The organism is Pseudomonas sp. B16(2017), assembly GCF_002113205.1.
Classification (GTDB): Bacteria; Pseudomonadota; Gammaproteobacteria; order Pseudomonadales; family Pseudomonadaceae; genus Aquipseudomonas; species Aquipseudomonas pharyngis.
Map to the genome: position 1 here is coordinate 253777 of NZ_NEKA01000007.1, position 20916 is coordinate 274692.

Here is a 20916-nt window from a genome sequence, read left to right on the forward strand (position 1 = left end):
GATTCGGGGCTTCAGTGTTTTTTGGCTTGCTCGCGTATGCGTTCTTCCTGCTCGCGCAGTTCCGGGGTGAACTCGGCGCCGAAATCTTCCGCGCTGAACACTTGGCGAATCTCGATTTCCGATTCAGTGCCCGGCATGGGATTCGGGCAGCGCTTGACCCACTCGATGGCTTCCTCTTTGGACTTGACGTCCCAGATCCAGTAACCGGCGATCAGCTCTTTGGTCTCGGCAAACGGGCCGTCGATCACGCTACGTTTTTCGCCACTGAAACGTACGCGGGCGCCTTTGCTGCTGGGGTGTAAACCGTCGGCTGAAACCAGGATGCCGGCCTTGGCCAATTCTTCGTTGTAGTTGCCCATGTCGGTCAGCAACTGTTCGCTGGGCATCACGCCGGCTTCGGAATCGTGGCTGGCTTTGACAATGATCATGAAGCGCATGGTGGTTACTCCGTGAAGTGTGGGGAGATTCACTGCTTAGTCGAAGAGGCCAGGCTTGAATCGACAGATAGATCAAAACATCAGCTCTGTGATTCACCGCTCATGCCCCTCAAAAATAGCATCCGAGACATAACTTTCAAATGGTTATTGAAACGCTGCTTAATATATTCAGATGATATAAAAAACTGTCACTTATGACAGTTGGGTAAATGCGTTGTCGAATATAGGTTGAACTCTCAACAGGAGAGTTTCGGTGTGCTGAAAATTTCCTGATGTTTAATGTTGAAACATCTATGCATTGGAGAAAGTCATGAGCACGGACAGATCGAAAGATGATACTGCGCAAACCGGGAACGTACTGTTTTCTTTATTGGAGGAGGCTATCGCAGCCTCCCGGTACCAGACTGCCGATATCACAGTAGCTCCGACAACGGGAAAGGAAGGTTCCGGCGAACCAGAGCCGCTTCGGACCGGAGAGAAAATGCTTACGGCACAAACCGGCGGCATTTACCCATTTCGCGGACAAATGTATTTCACATGGCGATCCTTGGATGCAGGGGTTCGATTTGAAACGATTGAATATAAGATTGAGAAGGGAAATAACAGCGGAGGAAACAATGCCAATGTTGTAGCTTTTGTCACTGGCGGGTCTATCGCCAGTGCGAGAACAGACAAAGGTATTCAAGATGGGCAATGGCATATCTTGGCCACCAATCTCGATGTCAACTGGTCCAGCACGATCGCTCTCATAGCGAGTTTCGTATTTGATAAAAGCTGGGCTGGTGATCCCACGGCTAGTGCAGTCGATAGTATTAACCCCTGACTTGGTGACGGCTTGAGTGGATGGGGAGCCGCCGATACTGATCACAGCATGCCACTGTTGGTTCAGTATCGGCATAGGCTGCAGACGTCATTTCGTGGTTAACTTCGGCCTCGAGATTCTCACCCATAACATTCAGAAGGACTCCGTTCATGGCTCAAGTCACGCTCAAAGGCAACCCGGTTCAAGTCAACGGCCAACTGCCACAAGCCGGTTCCAAGGCGCCAGCCTTTTCCCTGGTAGCCGGCAATCTGTCCGACGTCACCCTGAAAGACTTCGCCGGCAAGCGCAAAGTGCTGAACATCTTCCCAAGCGTCGACACCCCGACCTGCGCCACCTCCGTGCGCAAGTTCAACGCTCAGGCCAACGACATCAGCAACACCGTGGTGCTGTGCATCTCGGCTGACCTGCCGTTCGCCCAGGCTCGTTTTTGCGGCGCCGAAGGCCTGGAAAACGTACAAAACCTGTCGACCCTGCGCGGCACCGAGTTCCTCGAGAACTACGGCGTGGCCATCGCTGACGGCCCGCTGAAAGGCCTGACCGCCCGTGCGGTGGTTGTACTGGACGAAAACGACAATGTCCTGCACAGCGAACTGGTCAAGGAAATTGCCGAAGAGCCTAACTACGAAGCGGCGCTGTCCGTTCTCAAGTAAGCGCTTTTACAATTGTTAACGGCCTGGCTCTGTCCAGGCCGTTTTCATTTGTGTATCAGTGTTTTGCCTCACACCTTGAAACGTAAGTGGAAGGTAAATTGCCGGTAAAGCTGCTTTGCTAAATCCCGGCCAGTGCTTATCGTTCAGCCTCCCGTAAAAGAAGCCCACGCGCCCAATGGTTAATCACTCCATGCAATCCTCCTCCCGTAACTCCCGTCGCTGGCTGCTGAGCCTGCTTGTCCTGCTGGTCATTGCCGGTCTGTGCTGGAAATTCTGGCCCGCCGGTTCGGCCCACAAGGAGGGCGGCGAGAAGGCGCAGGCCGGCCATACCGGCCGTTCGGGGATGATGCGTCCGGGCTTCGGCGGGGCGGCGGGGCCGATTCCGGTACGCGTGGCGCCGGCGGTCACCGGGGACTTCCCGCTGTACTACAAGGCCCTGGGCACGGTGACGGCGCTCAACACCATCAATGTGCGCAGCCGGGTCGGCGGCGAACTGGTGAAGATTTATTTCGAGGAAGGGCAAATGGTCAAGGCCGGCGACCTGCTGGCGGAGATCGACCCGCGTCCGTACCAGAACGCCTTGCTCCAGGCTGAAGGCACCTTGCTGCAGAATCAGGCGCAGTTGAAAAACGCTCAGGTCGATGTCGAGCGCTATCGCGGCCTGTACAAGGAAGACAGCATCGCCAAGCAGACGCTGGACACCGCCGAAGCCCTGGTCGGCCAGTATCTCGGCACCGTGAAAACCAATCAGGCGGCGGTCAACGACGCCAAGCTCAATCTCGAATTCACCAAGATCCGTGCACCGATTGCCGGTCGCGTCGGCCTGCGTCAGCTCGACGTCGGCAACCTCGTGGCGGCCAACGACACGACCTCCCTGGCGGTCATCACCCAGACCCAACCGATCAGCGTGGCTTTCACCCTGCCGGAAAACAGCCTGGAAACCGTGCTCGCCCGCTACCGCAGCGGCGCCAAACTGCCGGCGGAGGCCTGGGATCGTGGCGACACCAAACTGCAGGCCACCGGTGTGCTGCAAAGCCTCGACAACCAGATCGACGTGACCACCGGTACCCTGAAATTCAAGGCGCGCTACGAGAACCGCGATCAGTCGCTGTTCCCCAACCAGTTCGTCAACGTTCACCTGCTGGCTGACACCTTGAAAGGTGTGGTGCTGGCTCCATCGGCCGCCATTCAGTTCGGCACCAATGGCACCTTCGTTTACGCGCTGGACGGCGACAAGAAAGTCACCATCCGCCAGTTGAAGATCGGTGCCAGCGACGGCGAAAACACGGTAGTCACCGAAGGTCTTGCCGCCGGCGACCGGGTGGTGCTGGAAGGCACCGACCGTCTGAAGGAAGGCAGTGAAGTGGAAGTGGTCAACGACAGCAAGGACGTGCCGACCACCCCGACCGAACACCTGCAAGGCAAGTCCGCCGCCACCGCGCCTGACGCCACCGTCACCGACAAGGCCAAGAAGGGCGCATGAACATTTCGCGTCTGTTCATCCTCCGCCCGGTCGCCACCACGCTGAGCATGCTGGCCATCGTGCTGGCCGGTCTGATCGCCTATCGCCTGCTGCCGGTTTCGGCCTTGCCGCAGGTCGATTACCCGACCATCCGGGTCATGACTTTGTATCCGGGCGCCAGCCCGGACGTCATGACCAGTGCCGTCACCGCGCCGCTGGAGCGTCAGTTCGGGCAGATGCCGGGCCTCACGCAAATGGCCTCGACCAGTTCCGGCGGCGCGTCGGTGCTGACCTTGCGGTTCAGCCTCGACATCAACATGGACGTCGCCGAACAGCAGGTGCAGGCCGCGATCAACGCCGCGACCAACCTGTTGCCGACCGACTTGCCGGCGCCGCCGGTGTACAACAAGGTCAACCCGGCGGACACCCCGGTGCTGACTTTGGCCATCACCTCGAAAACCATGCTGCTGCCCAAGCTCAATGATCTGGTCGACACGCGGATGGCGCAGAAGATTGCCCAGATCAGCGGTGTCGGCATGGTCAGCATTGCCGGCGGTCAGCGTCAGGCGGTACGGATCAAGGTCAACCCTGAGGCCCTCGCGGCCAACGGCCTGAACCTGTCGGACGTGCGCACGCTGATCAGTGCGTCCAACGTCAACCAACCCAAGGGCAACTTCGACGGCCCGACCCGGGTGTCGATGCTCGACGCCAACGACCAACTGACATCGCCCAAGGATTACGCCAATCTGATTCTGGCCTACGCCAACGGCGCGCCGCTGCGGCTCAAGGATGTCGCGCAGATTGTCGACGGCGCCGAGAACGAGCGTCTGGCGGCGTGGGCCAACCAGAATCAGGCCGTTCTGCTGAACATCCAGCGTCAACCGGGGGCCAACGTGATCGAGGTGGTCGACCGGATCAAGGCGCTGCTGCCGAGCATCACCGATAACCTGCCGGCCGGTCTCGACGTGGTCGTGCTGACCGACCGCACCCAGACCATCCGCGCTTCCGTCACCGACGTGCAACACGAATTGCTGATCGCCATCGCGCTGGTGGTGATGGTGACGTTCCTGTTCCTGCGGCGTGCCAGTGCGACCATCATTCCGTCGGTGGCCGTGCCGCTGTCGCTGATCGGTACGTTCGGCGTGATGTACCTCGCCGGCTTCTCGGTCAACAACCTGACGCTGATGGCACTGACCATCGCCACCGGTTTCGTGGTCGACGATGCGATCGTGATGCTGGAGAACATCGCGCGTTTCATCGAGGAGGGCGACAGTCCGATGCAGGCCGCGCTCAAGGGCGCGAAGCAGATCGGTTTCACCCTGATTTCCCTGACCCTGTCGCTGATCGCGGTACTGATTCCGCTGCTGTTCATGGCCGACGTGGTGGGGCGTTTGTTCCGCGAATTCGCCATCACCCTGGCGGTGGCGATCCTGATTTCCCTGGTGGTCTCGCTGACCCTGACGCCGATGATGTGCGCGCGTCTGCTCAAGCGTGAGCCGCAAGCCCATGAGCAGGGCCGTTTCTACCGCGCCAGCGGTGCGTTCATCGACTGGATGATCGCCGCTTACGGGCGCAAGTTGCAGTGGGTGCTCAAGCACCAGCCGCTGACCCTGCTGGTGGCCATCGGCACGCTGGCCCTCACCGTGTTCCTTTATTTGGTGGTGCCCAAGGGCTTCTTCCCGGTGCAGGACACCGGGGTGATCCAGGGCATTTCCGAAGCACCGCAGTCGATTTCTTTCGCGGCGATGGGCGAGCGTCAGCAGGCGCTGGCCAAGGTGATTCTGGAAGATCCGGCGGTGGAAAGCCTGTCGTCCTACATCGGCGTCGACGGTGACAACGCCACGCTCAACAGCGGCCGGCTGCTGATCAACCTCAAACCCCATGGCCAGCGTGATCTGACCGCTACCGAAGTGATTGCCCGCCTGCAACCGCAGTTGGACAAGCTTGTCGGCATCCGCCTGTTCATGCAGCCGGTGCAGGACCTGACCATCGAAGACCGCGTCAGCCGCACCCAGTATCAGTTCAGCATGTCGTCGCCGGATTCCGAATTGCTCAGTCAGTGGAGCGGCCGTCTGGTCGAGGCTCTGGCCCAGCGGCCGGAACTGACCGACGTCGCCAGCGACTTGCAGGACAAGGGTTTGCAGGTGTTCCTGGTGATCGACCGCGACGCCGCTTCACGGCTGGGCGTGTCGGTCTCGAATATCACCGATGCGCTGTATGACGCGTTCGGCCAGCGGCAGATTTCGACCATCTACACCCAGGCCAGCCAGTACCGCGTGGTGCTGCAGGCTCAGGCCGGAGAGAAGATCGGCCCGCAGGCGCTGGATCAGATTCACGTCAAGACCACCGATGGTGGTCAGGTGCGGTTGTCGAGCCTGGCCCATGTCGAGGAGCGGCAGGCGCAACTGGCGATTACCCACATCGGCCAGTTCCCGGCGGTAATGATGTCGTTCAACCTCGCGCCCGGCGTCGCGCTGGGGCATGCGGTGGACATCATCGAACAGGTGCAGAAGGACATCGGCATGCCGATCGGCGTGCAGACCCAGTTCCAGGGCGCCGCCGAAGCGTTCCAGGCGTCGTTGTCGAGCACCTTGCTGCTGATTCTGGCGGCGGTGGTGACCATGTACATCGTGCTCGGCGTGCTCTACGAGAGCTACATTCACCCGATCACCATTCTGTCGACCTTGCCGTCGGCGGCGGTCGGGGCCTTGTTGGCATTGCTGCTCAGTGGCAATGATCTGGGGATGATCGCGATCATCGGCATCATCCTGCTGATCGGTATCGTGAAGAAAAACGCGATCATGATGATCGACTTCGCCCTCGACGCCGAACGGACCCAGGGCATGGCGCCTGAGCAGGCGATCTATCAGGCGGCGCTGTTACGCTTCCGGCCGATCCTGATGACGACGCTGGCTGCGCTGTTCGGCGCGGTGCCGTTGATGCTTGCCACCGGTTCCGGCGCTGAATTGCGTCAACCGCTGGGTCTGGTGATGGTCGGCGGGTTGCTGGTGAGTCAGGTGTTGACGCTGTTCACCACCCCGGTGATCTACCTGTACTTCGATCGTCTCGGCCGGCGCTGGGGCCGTGCTCCTTCGGCCGTGGAGCCGGTGGAACAGTCATGAACCTGTCCGGTCCTTTCATCAAACGCCCCGTGGCAACCATGCTGCTTTCATTAGCGATCATGCTGCTGGGCGGTGTGAGCTTCGGCCTGCTGCCGGTGTCGCCGCTGCCGCAAATGGACTTTCCGGTGATCGTGGTGCAGGCCAGCCTGCCCGGCGCCAGTCCGGAAGTCATGGCGTCTACCGTGGCCACGCCGCTGGAGCGCTCGTTCGGCGCCATCGCCGGCGTCAACACCATGAGCAGCCGCTCCAGCCAGGGCTCGACCCGGGTGATTCTGCAATTCGACCTCGACCGCGATATCAACGGCGCGGCGCGGGAAGTGCAGGCGGCGATCAATGCCTCGCGCAACCTGCTGCCGAGCGGGATGCGCAGTATGCCGACCTATAAGAAGGTCAACCCGTCGCAGGCTCCGATCATGGTGCTGTCGCTGACCTCGGACGTGCTGGAGAAAGGTCAACTTTACGACCTGGCCTCGACCATCCTGTCCCAGAGCCTGTCCCAGGTGCAGGGCGTCGGTGAAGTGCAGATCGGCGGCAGCTCTTTGCCGGCGGTGCGCATTGAGCTCGAACCCCAGGCGCTGAACCAGTACGGCGTGGCGCTCGACGATGTGCGCAAGACCATCGCCGAAGCCAATGTGCGCCGGCCCAAGGGCTCGGTCGAAGACGACCAGCGGCTGTGGCAGATCCAGGCCAACGACCAGTTGGAGAAAGCCAAGGATTACGAATCGCTGATCATCCACTACAACGGCGGGGCGGCCCTGCGTCTGAAGGACGTGGCCAAGGTCAGCGACGGCGTCGAAGACCGCTACAACAGCGGTTTCTTCAACGATGACGCGGCGGTGTTGCTGGTGATCAACCGCCAGGCCGGCGCCAACATCATCGAGACGGTCAACGAGATCAAGGCGCAGCTGCCGGCGTTGCAGGCGGTGCTGCCGGCCAGCGTCAAACTGAATCTGGCGATGGACCGTTCGCCGGTGATCAAGGCCACCCTGCACGAAGCGGAAATGACCCTGCTGATCGCCGTGGCGCTGGTGATTCTGGTGGTGTTCCTGTTTCTCGGTAACTTCCGCGCGTCCCTGATTCCGACGTTGGCGGTGCCGGTGTCGCTGGTCGGCACCTTTGCGGTGATGTACCTCTACGGATTCTCGCTGAACAACCTGTCGCTGATGGCGCTGATTCTCGCCACCGGGCTGGTGGTGGACGACGCCATCGTGGTGCTGGAGAACATTTCCCGGCACATCGACGAAGGTGTCAAACCGATGAAGGCCGCGTACCTCGGGGCCAAGGAAGTCGGGTTTACCTTGCTGTCGATGAACGTCTCGCTGGTGGCGGTGTTCCTGTCGATCCTGTTCATGGGCGGGATCATCGAAAGCCTGTTCCGCGAGTTTTCCATCACCCTGGCCGCGTCCATTGTGGTGTCGCTGGTGGTTTCTCTGACGCTGACCCCGATGCTCTGCGCCCGCTGGCTCAAACCCCATACGCCGGGCGAGGAAAACCGCCTGCAACGCTGGAGCCGCCGCACCAACGACTGGATGGTCGGCAAATACGCCACCAGCCTCGATTGGGTGTTGCGTCATCGGCGCCTGACCTTGCTGAGCCTGATCATCACCGTCGGGGTGAACGTTGCCCTGTACGTGGTCGTGCCGAAAACCTTCATGCCGCAGCAGGACACCGGCCAGTTGATCGGTTTCGTGCGCGGTGACGACGGTCTGTCGTTCAGCGTGATGCAGCCGAAAATGGAAGTCTTCCGCCGCGCCGTGCTCAAGGACGAAGCGGTCGAGAGTGTGGCCGGGTTCATTGGTGGCACCAACGGCACCAACAACGCCTTCATGCTGGTGCGCCTGAAACCGATCAAGGAGCGCAATATCTCGGCGCAGAAAGTCATCGAGCGCCTGCGCAAGGAAATGCCCAAGGTGGCCGGTGCGCAGTTGATGCTGATGGCCGACCAGGACCTGCAATTTGGCGGCGGCCGCGAGCAGACCACTTCGCAGTACAGCTACATTCTGCAAAGCGGTGATCTGGGTGAGTTGCGCGAGTGGTACCCGAAAGTGGTCACCGCGCTGCGGGCCTTGCCCGAGCTGACCGCCATCGACGCCCGCGAAGGCGCGGGTGCGCAGCAGGTGACATTGATCGTCGACCGCGATCAGGCCAAACGCCTGGGCGTGGACATGGAAATGGTCACTGCGGTGCTTAACAACGCCTACAGCCAGCGGCAGATCTCAACGATCTACGACAGCCTCAACCAGTATCAGGTGGTGATGGAGGTCAATCCGAAATACGCCCAGGACCCGGTGACGCTCAAGCAGGTCCAGGTGATCACCGCCGACGGTGCACGAATTCCGCTGTCGACCTTCGCTCACTATGAAAACAGCCTGGAAGACGACCGGGTCAGCCACGAAGGCCAGTTTGCTTCCGAGAGCATTTCCTTCGACATGGCCGAAGGCGTGACGGTGGAGCAGGGCAGCGCCGCCATCGAACGGGCGATTGCCAAACTCGGCCTGCCGGAAGACGTGATCGTGAAAATGGCCGGCACCGCCGATGCCTTCGCCGCCACCCAGAAGAGCCAGCCGTTCATGATCCTCGGTGCGCTGCTGGCGGTGTATCTGGTGCTGGGCGTGCTGTATGAAAGCTACATTCACCCGCTGACGATTCTGTCGACGCTGCCTTCGGCCGGGGTCGGTGCCTTGCTGTCGATCTATGTGCTGGGCGGCGAGTTCAGCCTGATCTCGCTGCTCGGATTGTTCCTGCTGATCGGCGTGGTGAAGAAGAACGCGATCCTGATGATCGACCTGGCGCTGCAACTGGAGCGTCATCACGGCATGGCGCCGCTGGAGTCGATCCGCAGCGCCTGTCTGCAACGTTTGCGGCCGATCCTGATGACCACGCTGGCGGCGATCCTCGGCGCCTTGCCGTTGCTGCTCAGCCGTGCCGAAGGCGCGGAAATGCGCCAGCCGCTGGGCCTGACCATCATCGGCGGGCTGATTTTCAGCCAGGTGCTGACCCTTTACACCACGCCTGTGGTTTACCTCTATCTCGACAAGTTGCGCCATCGTTTCAACAAATGGCGTGGCGTGCGCACCGATGCCGCTCTGGAAACTCCGCTATGACTGACCGTTCGCTTATCAATCTGGCCACTGTCCGCGGCTCGCGCCTGCTGAGCCTGTCTCTGTGCGTGGCGATGCTCAGTGCCTGCGCCGTCGGCCCGGACTACCAGCGCCCGCAGACCGCCGAAATCGCCCAGTACAAGGAAGCCGAAGGCTGGCGTCAGGCCAACCCGAGCGATTCCCTGGCGCGCGGCGCGTGGTGGGAGCTGTATGGCGATCGTCAGCTCAACCAGCTGATCGAGAAACTCAACAGCTCCAACCAGACCGTCGCCCAGTCCGAGGCACAGTACCGTCAGGCCCGGGCCTTGGTGCGCAGCGCGCGCGGCGCGTTTTATCCGAGTATTGATCTGAGTGCCGGCAAGACCCGCTCCAGCCAGGGCACCGGCAGCAGCAGTTCAAGCCTGAGCAGTTCCTCCAGCGGTATTCGTGACACTTACAGTGCGCAACTGGGCGTGAGCTGGGAAGCCGATGTTTGGGGCAAATTGCGCCGTGGCCTGGAAGCCAATGAGGCCAGCGCTCAGGCGAGCTATGCCGATCTGGCGGCGATGCGTTTGAGCCAGCAATCCGAGCTGGTGCAGAACTACCTGCAATTGCGGGTGATCGATCAGCAGAAACGCCTCCTCGAATCGACAGTGGCCGCTTACGAGCGCTCGCTGAAAATGACCATGAACCAGTACAACGCCGGGGTTTCCGGGCGGGACGCGGTGGCGCAGGCGCAGACCCAGCTGAAAACCACTCAGGGTGATCTGGTGGACCTGATCTGGCAACGGGCGCAGTTCGAAAACGCCATCGCGGTACTGACCGGCCAGCCCCCCGCCGAATTCAACATTGCCGAATCCCAGGACATTCCCAAGCTGCCGCAGATTCCGCTGAGCCTGCCGTCGCAATTGCTCGAACGCCGCCCGGACATCGCCTCGGCCGAGCGCTCGGTGATCGCCGCCAACGCCAACATCGGCGTGGCCAAGGCCGCGTATTACCCCGACTTCAGCCTGAGCATGAGCGGCGGCTACAGCAGTAGTACCTCGCAGAACCTGATCAGCCTGCCGAACCGCTTCTGGTCGGTAGGGCCGAAAATGACCCTGCCGCTGTTTGACGGCGGCATCCGTTCTGCCGAAGTCGACCGCACCGAAGCCGTGTACGACCAGACCGTGGCCAAATACCGCCAGACCGTGCTCGACGGTTTCCGCGAGGTGGAAAACTATCTGGTGCAGTTGAAGGTGTACGAAGACGAAGCGGTCGTGCGCCAGGAAGCCCTCGATGCAGCACGGGATTCGTTGCGCCTGACCGAAAACCAGTACAAGGCCGGGGTGATTGCTTATCTCGATGTGGTGACGGTGCAGGCGACGGCTTTGAGCAACGAGCGCAGTGTGTTGAACGTGTTGCAGAGCCGTTTGATCGCCAGCGTGCAGTTGATTGCGGCGCTGGGCGGTGGTTGGGATGGGCAGTTGGAAACCACTCAGAACCCTTGAGGTAGCCTGATCGTTCCCACGTCGAAGCGTCCGCGTGGGAATGCAGCCCGGGACGCTCCGCGTCCCTTCCACGGCAGGACGCAGAGCGTCCGTTGAGGCATTCCCACGCAGAGCGTGGGAACGATCTGTTCTGTGTCCTGGCCACCGGACTAGAACCTTGTCAGACGATCAAACAAGCGTTTCATCGGCTTGATGGCCATTTGATTACTTTGTCAGTGAATTCTTCTGCGCAATCAGTACAATCGGCGCCTTTGGCCCCGCTGAGAACGGACGCAGTACGGCGGGGTGGTCACGAGAATTCCCATGCTCATCGGTAGCTACTCCTTCACGCTGGTTTTCATTTCGCTGTGTGTGGCGATCCTCGCTTCCTACACCGCGCTCGATCTCACCGGGCGCATTGCCACTGCCAAGGGCCGCGCCGTGCATTTATGGACGGCAGGCGGGGCGTTTGCCATGGGCATCGGCGTCTGGTCGATGCACTTCATTGGCATGCTGGCGTTCAAGCTGCCGATCAGCCTCGGTTACGACATTTCGATCACCGCGCTCTCATTGCTGATCGCCGTGTTGTCCTGCGGTTTTGCCCTGTGGCTGGTCAGTCAGCCGAAACTGCCGGCCTGGCAACTGGCCTTTGGCGCGTTGATCATGGGCGCCGGCATCAGCGCCATGCATTACACCGGCATGGCCGCGATGCGCATGCAGCCGGGCATCGACTACGATCCGACACTGTTCGGCGCTTCGCTGCTGATTGCCGTAGGGGCGTCGGCGGCTGCGCTGTGGATTGCCTTTCGCCTGCGTCAGCACTCGCCTTACGTGCGGCTGTTCCGTGCCGGGGCGGCGATTGTCATGGGCGTGGCGATTGTCGGCATGCACTACACCGGCATGGCGGCGGCGCGGTTTCCCGACGGCAGTTTCTGCGGTGCGGCACTCAGCGGCCTGAACGGCAACGGCCTCGACAATCTGGTGCTGATCACCACGCTGGCGGTGCTGGCCATCGCGCTGCTGACCTCGATTCTCGACGCGCGCCTGGAAGCCCGCACGGCTGATCTGGCCCATTCATTGACCGTGGCCAACCGCGAACTCACGCAACTGGCGCTGCACGACACCCTGACCGGCCTGCCGAACCGCATGTTGCTGGACGACCGGATCAATCAGGCGATGAAAAAGGTCAACGAGCAGGGCGGCTGTTTTGCTTTGATGTTCATCGATCTGGACGGCTTCAAACCGGTCAACGACGCTTTCGGTCACCACATGGGCGACCAGTTGCTGCGCGAAGTGGCGGTGCGTCTGCGCGAAGACTTGCGCAGCCTCGACACACTGGCGCGGATCGGCGGCGACGAATTTGTCCTGCTGGTGCGCCTGACCGAACCCAACGATGCACTGGGTCTGGCGGCGCGTCAGGTCGGCTTGATCGCCCGGTCGTTCCGGGTCGCCGAGCATGAGTTGCAGATTTCCGCCAGCGTCGGCATTGCCCTGTACCCCGGCAACGGGGAGAGCGCCCAGGAACTGCTGATGAACGCTGACGCCGCGATGTACCACGCCAAGGGCGGCGGCAAGAACGGCTACAGCTTCTTCGACGTTTCGATGAACAGCAACGCGCGCAAGCAACTGCAATTGCTGCAGGACTTGCGGGCGGCGCTGGAGCATGGCGAGTTCAGCCTGCATTACCAACCCAAATTCCATGCGGCCGACGGTCGTCCGGTCGGTGCCGAAGCCTTGTTGCGCTGGGAGCACCCGACCCAGGGCATGCTGATGCCGGACAAGTTCATCGATCTGGCGGAGAAGACCGGCCTGATCATTCCGATTGGCGAGTGGGTGCTCAATGAGGCCTGCCGGCAGATGCGCGAGTGGTACGTACTGGGCTACACCGACTGGCGAATTGCGGTGAACCTGTCGGCGTTGCAGTTCTGCCATGCAGGGCTGGTAAGCAGCGTGGCCAAGGCCTTGGCCACCCACCATTTACCGGCCAACAGCCTGACCCTGGAAATCACCGAAACCACCGCCATGAGTGACGCCGATGCGAGCATGACGGTGTTGCAGGAACTGTCCGACATGGGCGTCGACCTGTCCATCGACGACTTCGGCACCGGTTATTCGAGCCTGATGTACCTCAAGCGTCTGCCGGCCAACGAGTTGAAAATCGATCGCGGTTTCGTCCGCGATCTGGAACACGACAGCGATGACGCGGCCATCGTCTCGGCGATCGTCGCCCTCGGTCAGGCGCTGGGCCTGCGCATCGTGGCTGAAGGCGTGGAAACCGATTCGCAGCAGGACTTCCTGACGCAACTGGGCTGCGATTCACTGCAAGGTTATCTGCTCGGTCATCCGATGCCGGCGGATCGCTTCCTGCAGGACATCGTGCGCGGCAAACCATTGGCGGTGAGCTGAGCCGCTAATCGCAGGTCATGCAAAACCCTGCAATGACGGTTATTCTTGCCCCGACTGTTACGTGTGCATCGGGGGAAAGGCCAGCATGGATAAAGTCATTGTGATCACCGGCGGTGGTCGTGGAATCGGCGCCGCCACCGCGCTGTTGGCTGCTGAGCAAGGCTATCGGATCTGCATCAATTACCAGACCGACGAACAGGCCGCTCACCACGTGCTCGAACAGGTCCGCGAACGCGGCGCCACGGCCATCGCCGTGCGCGCCGACGTCAGTATCGAAGACGAAGTGATCGCGCTGTTCAACCGGGTGGACAGCGAACTGGGCCGCGTCACCGCCCTGGTGAACAACGCCGGCACCGTCGGGCACAAGTCGCGGGTCGACGAGATGTCCGAATTCCGCATCCTCAAAATCATGAAAACCAACGTGCTGGCGCCGATCCTCTGCGCCAAGCACGCGATCCTGCGCATGTCGCCCAAACACGGCGGGCAGGGTGGCAGCATCGTCAACGTCTCCTCGGTCGCCGCGCGGCTGGGCTCGCCGAATGAGTATGTCGATTACGCGGCATCCAAAGGCGCGCTCGACACGTTCACCATCGGGCTGTCCAAGGAAGTGGCAGGCGAGGGGATTCGGGTCAACGCGGTGCGTCCGGGTTACATCTATACCGACTTCCACGCCTTGAGCGGCGACCCGGATCGGGTCAGCAAGCTGGAGTCGGCCATTCCGATGGCCCGGGGCGGACGGCCGGATGAAGTGGCGGAGGCGATTGTCTGGTTGCTGTCGGACAAGGCTTCGTATGCCACCGGGACTTTTGTCGATCTCGGCGGCGGGCGCTAAGCCTCCAATGATCGTTCCCACGCAGAGCGTGGGAACGATCATCGTGGTTGCATGGGAACGTCAGAACGACCGCACAATCCGCCCCAGCGTCTCCATCGCCTTCTCCGCATCCTCGGTCCACGGGCTGCCGTAGTTCAATCGAATGCAATTCCTGAAGCGCTGGGTCGGCGAAAAGATCGGCCCCGGCGCGATGCTGATCCCCTGCGCCAACGCCATCTGAAACAACTTCAACGAATCCATCTGCGGTGGCAGTTCCAGCCACAGAAAATAACCGCCGGCGGGTTGGCTCACGCGTGTCTGTGCCGGGAAGTAGCGGGCGATAGCCGCGAGCATGGCGCTTTGCTGTTCTTCCAGGGCGTAGCGCAGTTTGCGCAGGTGACGGTCGTAGCCGCCGTGTTGCAGGTAGTCGGCGATGGCGGCTTGCGCGGGCATCGAGGCGCACAGCGAGGTCATCAGTTTCAGTCGTTCGATCTTTTGCGCGTAGCGGCCGGCGGCGACCCAGCCGATGCGGTAGCCGGGAGCCAGGCTCTTGGCGAAGGAGCCGCAATGCATCACCAGCCCGTCGGTGTCGAAGGCCTTGGCCGGTTTCGGCGCCTGCTGGCCGTAATAGAGTTCGGCGTAGACGTCGTCTTCGATCAATGGCACTTGATGCTGTTTCAGCAGTTCCACCAGTTCCTGTTTCTTGGCCTCGGGCATGGTCGCGCCCATCGGGTTCTGGAAACTGGTCATGCACCAGCAGGCCTTGATCGGGTGTCGTTCCAGTGTCTGGGCGAGCACGCCGAGGTCGATGCCGTCGCGCGGGTGCACGGGGATTTCCACGGCTTTGAGCTTCAGCCGTTCCAGCACTTGCAGGCTGGCGTAAAACGCCGGGGCTTCGATGGCCACCAGATCACCGGGCTCGGTCACGGCTTGCAGGCACAGGTTCAGCGCTTCGAGTGCGCCGTTGGTGATCAGCAGTTCTTCCATCGGCAGCATCAGGCCGCCGACCATGTAGCGCAGGGCGATCTGCCGCCGCAGTTGCGGGTTGCCCGGCGACATGTCGGTGACCACCATGCGCGGGTCCATCTCCCGGGCGGCGCTGGCCAGTGAGCGGGACAGGCGTTGCAGCGGGAACAGGGTCGGGCTGGGGAACGCCGAGCCGAACGGCACGGTGCTTGGGTCTTTGATCGACTCGAGTACCGAGAACACCAGTTCGCTGACGTCGACCTTGGTGGACTCGTTGACCTGGCTGCTGATCACCGGCTCCGAGAACGGGCTCGGGGCGTGGGTATTGACGAAGTAGCCGGAGCGCGGGCGGGCGCGGATCAGGCCGCGACGTTCCAGCAGGTAATAGGCCTGGAACACCGTGGACGGGCTGACGCCGTAGGTCTGGCTCGCGTAGCGCACCGACGGCACCCGCTGACCGGGGCCGAGGACGCCGGAGCGGATCAGTTCAGCGATGTCGTCGGCGAATTTTTCGTAGCGTTTCATCTAGATCCTGCGTTCGGGGCGTTCTGGAAAATCGGCGCTGGTTTTTTCGCCAGCAGGCTGGCTCCCACAGGTACACATGATCATTGTGGGAGCGAGCCTGCTCGCGAATGGCTGCGCCGCAGTCTAAGGGATCAGCGATTCATCGGCGCAACAAACCGGCTCTTCGCCACGCTATAAATCCCCGGCTCATCACTGTCGGCAATCTTGAAGCTCAAGGTCTGTGAGCTGCTGGCCGGGCGCTCGGAGGTCATCGCCACCGACACCGGCACATCGACGATCTCGCCCGGCGCCAGGCTCAGTTCGGTCTTGCCTTGCAGCTGGAAGCCTTCACCGTCCACCAGCGTCAGGTTGTAATCCTGGCGCTGCTGGGTCTTGTTGATGACCTTGAGGGTGTAGATGTTTTCGATCTGGCCCTGGCCGTTTTCACGGAACAGGCCGCGATCCTTGGTCACGTCCAGCGACACCATCGGCCGTTCGACCAACGCCAGGGCGAGGGCGCCGATCATCACCACCAGCACCGCGACGTAGCCGATCAGCCTTGGACGCAGCAGATGGGTCTTGCCACCCTGCAATTCACGCTCGGAGGTGTAGCGAATCAGGCCACGGGCGTAATTCATCTTGTCCATGATCGAATCGCAGGCGTCGATGCACGCCGCGCAGCCGATGCATTCCATTTGCAGACCGTCGCGGATGTCGATGCCGGTCGGGCAGACCTGCACGCACAACTGGCAGTCGATGCAATCACCGAGGCCGGCCTCGGCCGGTTTGATCTCGCGTTTGCGCGGGCCCCGGTTTTCGCCACGGGCGGCGTCGTAGGAAATCGTCAGGGTGTCCTTGTCGAACATCACGCTCTGGAATCGCGCATACGGGCACATGTGCATGCACACCGCTTCACGCAGCCAGCCGGCATTGATGTAGGTGGCGGCGGTGAAGAACAGCACCCAGAACAGACTGACGCCGCCGATCTGCAGGGTCAGCAGTTCTTCGGCCAGCGGCCGGATCGGGGTGAAGTAGCCGACGAAGGTCAGGCCGGTCAGCACGCTGATTGCCAGCCACAGCGTGTGCTTGGCCGCACGCCGCGCCAGTTTGTTCAGGCTCCAGGGCGCTGCTTGCAGCTTGATGCGCTGGTTGCGCTCACCTTCGGTGATCTTCTCGCACCACATGAAGATCCACGTCCACGAACTCTGCGGACAGGTGTAGCCACACCAGACCCGGCCGGCGAACACGGTAATCGCGAACAGGCCAAACGCGGCGATGATCAGCAGCGCCGAGAGCAGAATGAAATCCTGCGGCCAGAAGGTCGCGCCAAAGATGTGGAACTTGCTTTCGGAAAGGTCCCAGAGCACCGCCTGACGACCGCCCCAGTTCAGCCATACCGTGCCGAAAAACAACAGGAACAGAAAACCCGCGCCACTCATGCGCAAGGTGCGGAACAGGCCGGTGAAGCTGCGGGTGAAGATCTGGTTGTCGCTGGTGGCGTGTTTCGCCTTCATTGGGCGCGCCGGTACTTTTTTGATCCGGAGAGATGCTTCTACGGTTCGGACGGGGATTCGTTCGCTCATGGTCGTTCGCTCATCAGCCTCCATCAGGCCAGGGAACTATGAGCGCCGATCTGTTTGCATAACAGACTCAGGTATTTCAATAAAAAGCGTATCAGATGGGCTGTTCTGCCACGCCTGCGACAACTTGAAGCAGCCCGCAGGCCAAAGCGCAGAGGCCTATCCCAGAGCTCTGCGCCGGTTGTTGATCGAGGTCAGTCAAATCACCGAATCACTGTCGTCGGCCTTCAGGTGTTTGCGCCCATCCCGGGCGCCTGCGACGGTCAATGCGTCCGCTTCGGCTTCAGTGACGTAGATGCGCCGTCCTTCCAACTCGACGAACGACATGGCTTTTTCGCTATCTGTCCTGACTTCCAGCGTGTCGCAGATCCGAATCTCTTCACCATTTTCCACGGTGAAAAAACAGACTTTCGATTCCGGATTGCTTTCATCGATACGAAGGGGCATGGGGCTGTCCTTTTTTCACAGGGGATCTCAACAGTTAGGGTGCGCGGTTTAGCAGATCGTTCTACGCAACCGATTAATGGTCGGCGCTGTCCATCCTTTATCAACTCATAACAAGGACTGGACGATGAACGCCTGGTGGCATGAAGTGTGGGAAACACTGCAAGCGGAATTCGCCGACATCGGCGATGCATCGCAGCTGACCCGGATCACCGTGCGCCTGTTGATGGCGGCCATCTTGGGCGGGATTCTGGGGTTTGAGCGCGAGCACAAGGGCAAGGCTGCCGGGGTGCGAACGCACATGCTGGTGGCTCTGGGCGCGGCGCTGTTTGTACTGGTGCCGCAATTGTCCGGGTCCCAGGCCGATGCCATGAGCCGGGTGGTGCAAGGGGTGATTGCCGGGATCGGCTTTCTCGGCGCCGGCACCATCCTCAAGAACCATGAAGGCGACGAAGGCCACGTCAAGGGCCTGACCACCGCCGCCGGTTTGTGGATGACCGCCGCCATCGGCGTCGCGGCCGGTCTGGGCCGTGAGGCGACGGCGGTGCTCAGTACGTTGCTCGCGTTGGGAATATTCAGTGTCATGCCGCGGATCGTCAGGGTCTTCGAAAAGGATCACATCGAGAAGGATCGCATCGAGAAAGACCACAACGACCTACGCTGATCAGACGATTACCGGCGGCATGGTCGTCGGCGGTTCTTCCTTGGGCGGTGGCGTGGTGCCAGGCGGCTCCTGTTCAGGGATCGGTTGCGGTTCGGTTTCGGGCAGGGTCGGTTTGTCGATGTTCGGATCGGGTGTTTCAGCGGGAATCGGAATAGTCATCGGGTGAACCTCCGTGTGGCACTTGGCGTGGGACGTGCTTAAGTGGATTGACCACTTCACTGCGAAATCGATCCGATTTTGTAGCGCGGCAAATCCCTGTGAACTTTTCCCGGCGACGGCCGCTCGGAACCTGAGAGAGTTCATCCGGGCCCAGGCCCGACCGTGACCGCCAAACAGGCAAACGAGCGTCCTTGGGGCGTTAAGGAGAGATGCTCAATGACTGCTGAAAAACCTTCCGAACAGAGCTACAACCCGCACATGCCGCTGTCGCAGGCCTTGCTGTTGCCGCGCATCGTCATTGAAAACACCATGCCGACCCTCGACGGCGGGCAGTTTGCCGTCAAGGCGATCGCAGGTCGGGAGATCGTGGTCACCAGCAAGGTGTTCGCTGACGGTCACGACAAACTGGCAGTGCGCATCCGCTGGCGCGAAGAGGGTGACGAGACCTGGCAGACCGAAGTCATGAGCGATCAGGGCAACAATGGCTGGCGCGGTGTGTTTCAGCCGCAGCGCATGGGCCGTTATCTGTTCCTGATCGAAGCCTGGATCGACCAGTTCGCCAGTTTTCAGTACGAACTGGAGAAAAAGCACACCGCCGCCGTCCCGGTCAGCCTCGAGCTGCAAGAGGGACGCACCATGGTGCAGCAGGCCGCCGAGCGCAGCGAAGGTCAGCTCAGCGAACAACTGGCCGGCTTGCACCACGAATTGTCCGGCCTGCTCGAAACCGAGCAGGTCGCGTTGTTTCTGCACTCGCGAAGTGCGCAACTGATGGCCGAGGCCGATCACCGCGCCTACCTGAGCATCAGTGCGGAATTCCCGGTGGACGTCGAGCGCGAATTGGCGGAATTTGGCAGTTGGTACGAACTGTTTCCCCGCTCGATCACCGACGACCCCACCCGCCACGGCACCTTCAATGACGTGCACTCGCGCCTGCCGATGATTCAGGACATGGGCTTCGACGTGTTGTATTTCACGCCGATCCACCCGATTGGTCGCAGCCATCGCAAGGGGCGCAACAATTCCCTGACCGCCGGCCCGGACGATCCCGGCAGTCCGTATGCGATCGGCAGCGAGGAGGGCGGCCACGAAGCGATTCACTCGCAACTCGGCACCCGCGAGGATTTTCGCCGGCTGGTGGCCGCTGCTGCCGACCACGGTCTGGAAATCGCTCTCGACTTCGCGATCCAGTGTTCCCAGGATCACCCGTGGCTCAAGCAGCATCCGGGCTGGTTCAACTGGCGGCCGGACGGCACGATCAAATACGCGGAGAACCCGCCGAAGAAATACCAGGACATCGTCAACGTCGACTTCTATGCGCCGGAAGCGATTCCGAGTCTGTGGGTCGAGTTGCGCGACATTGTGGTCGGCTGGGTGCAGGAGGGCGTGAAGATCTTTCGCGTCGACAACCCGCACACCAAACCGTTGCCGTTCTGGCAATGGCTGATCGCTGATGTCCGCACGCTGTACCCGGAAGTGATCTTCCTCGCCGAGGCTTTCACCACCCCGGCGATGATGGCGCGGCTGGGCAAGGTCGGTTACACCCAGAGCTACACCTATTTCACCTGGCGCAACACCAAGACCGAACTGGCGACCTATTTCAGCGAGCTGAATGAGTCGCCGTGGCGCGAGTGCTACCGGCCCAACTTCTTCGTCAACACCCCGGACATCAATCCGGCGTTCCTGCATGAGTCGGGACGCCCCGGATTTCTCATCCGCGCCGCGCTGGCGACCATGGGCTCGGGCCTGTGGGGCATGTATTCGGGATTCGAGCTGTGCGAATCGGCGCCGGTGCCGGGCAAGGAGGAATACCTCGATTCCGAGAAGTACGAGATCCGCGTCCGCGACTTCAACCAGCCCGGCAACATCATTGCCGAGATCGCCCAGCTCAACCGCATCCGTCGCCAGAATCCCGCGCTGCACAGTCACCTGGGCCTGAAGATCTACAACGCCTGGAACGACAACATTCTGTATTTCGGCAAACGCAGTGCGGACGGCAGCAACTTCATTCTGGTGGCCGTCAGCCTCGATCCACATAACGTGCAGGAGGCGAATTTCGAGCTGCCGCTGTGGGAAATGGGCCTGCCGGACGATGCCACCACCCACGGCGAAGACCTGATGAACGGCCATCGCTGGGACTGGCACGGCAAGTACCAATTCATGCGGATCGACCCGGCGTATCAGCCGTTCGGAATCTGGCGGATCACTGCCTGAACACAGATCCCCTGTGGGAGCGAGCCTGCTCGCGAATGCGGGCCAACATTCAATACATAGGTTGCCTGCCAACTCGAATTGGCGAGCAGGCTCGCTCCCACAGGGTGCTCATCGTTTTGCGAGCCAAG

The 20916-nt window shown here is 61.2% G+C and carries 15 protein-coding genes; 10 read left to right on the forward strand and 5 right to left on the reverse strand.

Annotation, left to right across the window (positions count from 1 at the left end; translation table 11 throughout):
* Positions 1-11: 11 nt before the first annotated feature.
* Entirely contained in the window at positions 12-437 is a 426-nt protein-coding gene (locus CAG25_RS14690) for a YciI family protein (protein WP_064596264.1), read from the reverse strand.
* Positions 438-747: 310 nt separating this feature from the next.
* Between CAG25_RS14690 and CAG25_RS14695 the strand changes: the two genes are divergently transcribed.
* The 8 genes from CAG25_RS14695 (at position 748) to CAG25_RS14730 (ending at position 14281) form a co-directional block, all read left to right on the forward strand.
* Positions 748-1260 carry a hypothetical protein gene (locus CAG25_RS14695; protein ID WP_085611730.1) on the forward strand — a complete coding sequence of 171 codons (513 nt, stop codon included), beginning with the start codon at positions 748-750 and terminating at the stop codon, positions 1258-1260.
* A 149-nt stretch (positions 1261-1409) separates the two neighbouring features.
* The gene (gene tpx / locus CAG25_RS14700) at positions 1410-1910 is read left to right on the forward strand and encodes a thiol peroxidase (protein WP_011333939.1); all 501 of its coding nucleotides are present in this window, start codon (positions 1410-1412) and stop codon (positions 1908-1910) included.
* A gap of 175 nt (positions 1911-2085) precedes the next feature.
* Positions 2086-3393 carry an MdtA/MuxA family multidrug efflux RND transporter periplasmic adaptor subunit gene (locus CAG25_RS14705; protein ID WP_085611729.1) on the forward strand — a complete coding sequence of 436 codons (1308 nt, stop codon included), beginning with the start codon at positions 2086-2088 and terminating at the stop codon, positions 3391-3393.
* Entirely contained in the window at positions 3390-6494 is a 3105-nt protein-coding gene (locus tag CAG25_RS14710; RefSeq protein ID WP_085611728.1) for an MdtB/MuxB family multidrug efflux RND transporter permease subunit, read from the forward strand. The genes CAG25_RS14705 and CAG25_RS14710 overlap by 4 nt, the downstream gene beginning before the upstream one ends.
* Entirely contained in the window at positions 6491-9598 is a 3108-nt protein-coding gene (locus tag CAG25_RS14715; protein ID WP_085611727.1) for an efflux RND transporter permease subunit, read from the forward strand. The genes CAG25_RS14710 and CAG25_RS14715 overlap by 4 nt, the downstream gene beginning before the upstream one ends.
* Positions 9595-11064 carry an efflux transporter outer membrane subunit gene (locus CAG25_RS14720; protein ID WP_085611726.1) on the forward strand — a complete coding sequence of 490 codons (1470 nt, stop codon included), beginning with the start codon at positions 9595-9597 and terminating at the stop codon, positions 11062-11064. Before CAG25_RS14715 ends, CAG25_RS14720 begins: the two co-directional genes overlap by 4 nt.
* A 303-nt stretch (positions 11065-11367) precedes the next feature.
* On the forward strand, positions 11368-13449 hold the full coding sequence (locus tag CAG25_RS14725) for a bifunctional diguanylate cyclase/phosphodiesterase (protein ID WP_085611725.1): 2082 nt from the start codon (positions 11368-11370) through the stop codon (positions 13447-13449).
* A gap of 85 nt (positions 13450-13534) precedes the next feature.
* Positions 13535-14281, forward strand: coding sequence for an SDR family oxidoreductase (locus tag CAG25_RS14730; RefSeq protein WP_085611724.1), 747 nt, complete (start codon positions 13535-13537; stop codon positions 14279-14281).
* 60 nt (positions 14282-14341) lie between these two features.
* Here CAG25_RS14730 and mapR read toward each other — a convergent pair whose 3' ends face one another.
* The 3 genes from mapR to CAG25_RS14745 all read right to left on the reverse strand — a co-directional run bounded on the left by mapR (position 14342) and on the right by CAG25_RS14745 (position 17757).
* Positions 14342-15751: a GntR family transcriptional regulator MpaR gene (mapR, locus tag CAG25_RS14735; RefSeq protein WP_085611723.1), complete on the reverse strand. Its 1410-nt coding sequence runs from the start codon at positions 15749-15751 to the stop codon at positions 14342-14344.
* A gap of 131 nt (positions 15752-15882) precedes the next feature.
* Positions 15883-17313 carry a cytochrome c oxidase accessory protein CcoG gene (gene ccoG, locus CAG25_RS14740; protein ID WP_085611722.1) on the reverse strand — a complete coding sequence of 477 codons (1431 nt, stop codon included), beginning with the start codon at positions 17311-17313 and terminating at the stop codon, positions 15883-15885.
* A gap of 195 nt (positions 17314-17508) precedes the next feature.
* Positions 17509-17757: a DUF3203 family protein gene (locus CAG25_RS14745; protein WP_085611721.1), complete on the reverse strand. Its 249-nt coding sequence runs from the start codon at positions 17755-17757 to the stop codon at positions 17509-17511.
* Positions 17758-17881: 124 nt separating this feature from the next.
* Between CAG25_RS14745 and CAG25_RS14750 the strand changes: the two genes are divergently transcribed.
* Positions 17882-18418, forward strand: a complete 537-nt coding sequence (locus tag CAG25_RS14750) for an MgtC/SapB family protein (RefSeq protein WP_039768121.1) — start codon at positions 17882-17884, stop codon at positions 18416-18418.
* On the opposite strand, the gene CAG25_RS28655 is transcribed toward CAG25_RS14750, so the two are convergent.
* Entirely contained in the window at positions 18419-18577 is a 159-nt protein-coding gene (locus CAG25_RS28655) for a hypothetical protein (protein WP_165369575.1), read from the reverse strand.
* Between the two features lie 216 nt (positions 18578-18793).
* On the opposite strand from CAG25_RS28655, the gene CAG25_RS14755 reads away from it, so the two are divergent.
* The gene (locus tag CAG25_RS14755; protein WP_085611720.1) at positions 18794-20788 is read left to right on the forward strand and encodes an alpha-1,4-glucan--maltose-1-phosphate maltosyltransferase; all 1995 of its coding nucleotides are present in this window, start codon (positions 18794-18796) and stop codon (positions 20786-20788) included.
* Positions 20789-20916 lie beyond the last annotated feature (128 nt).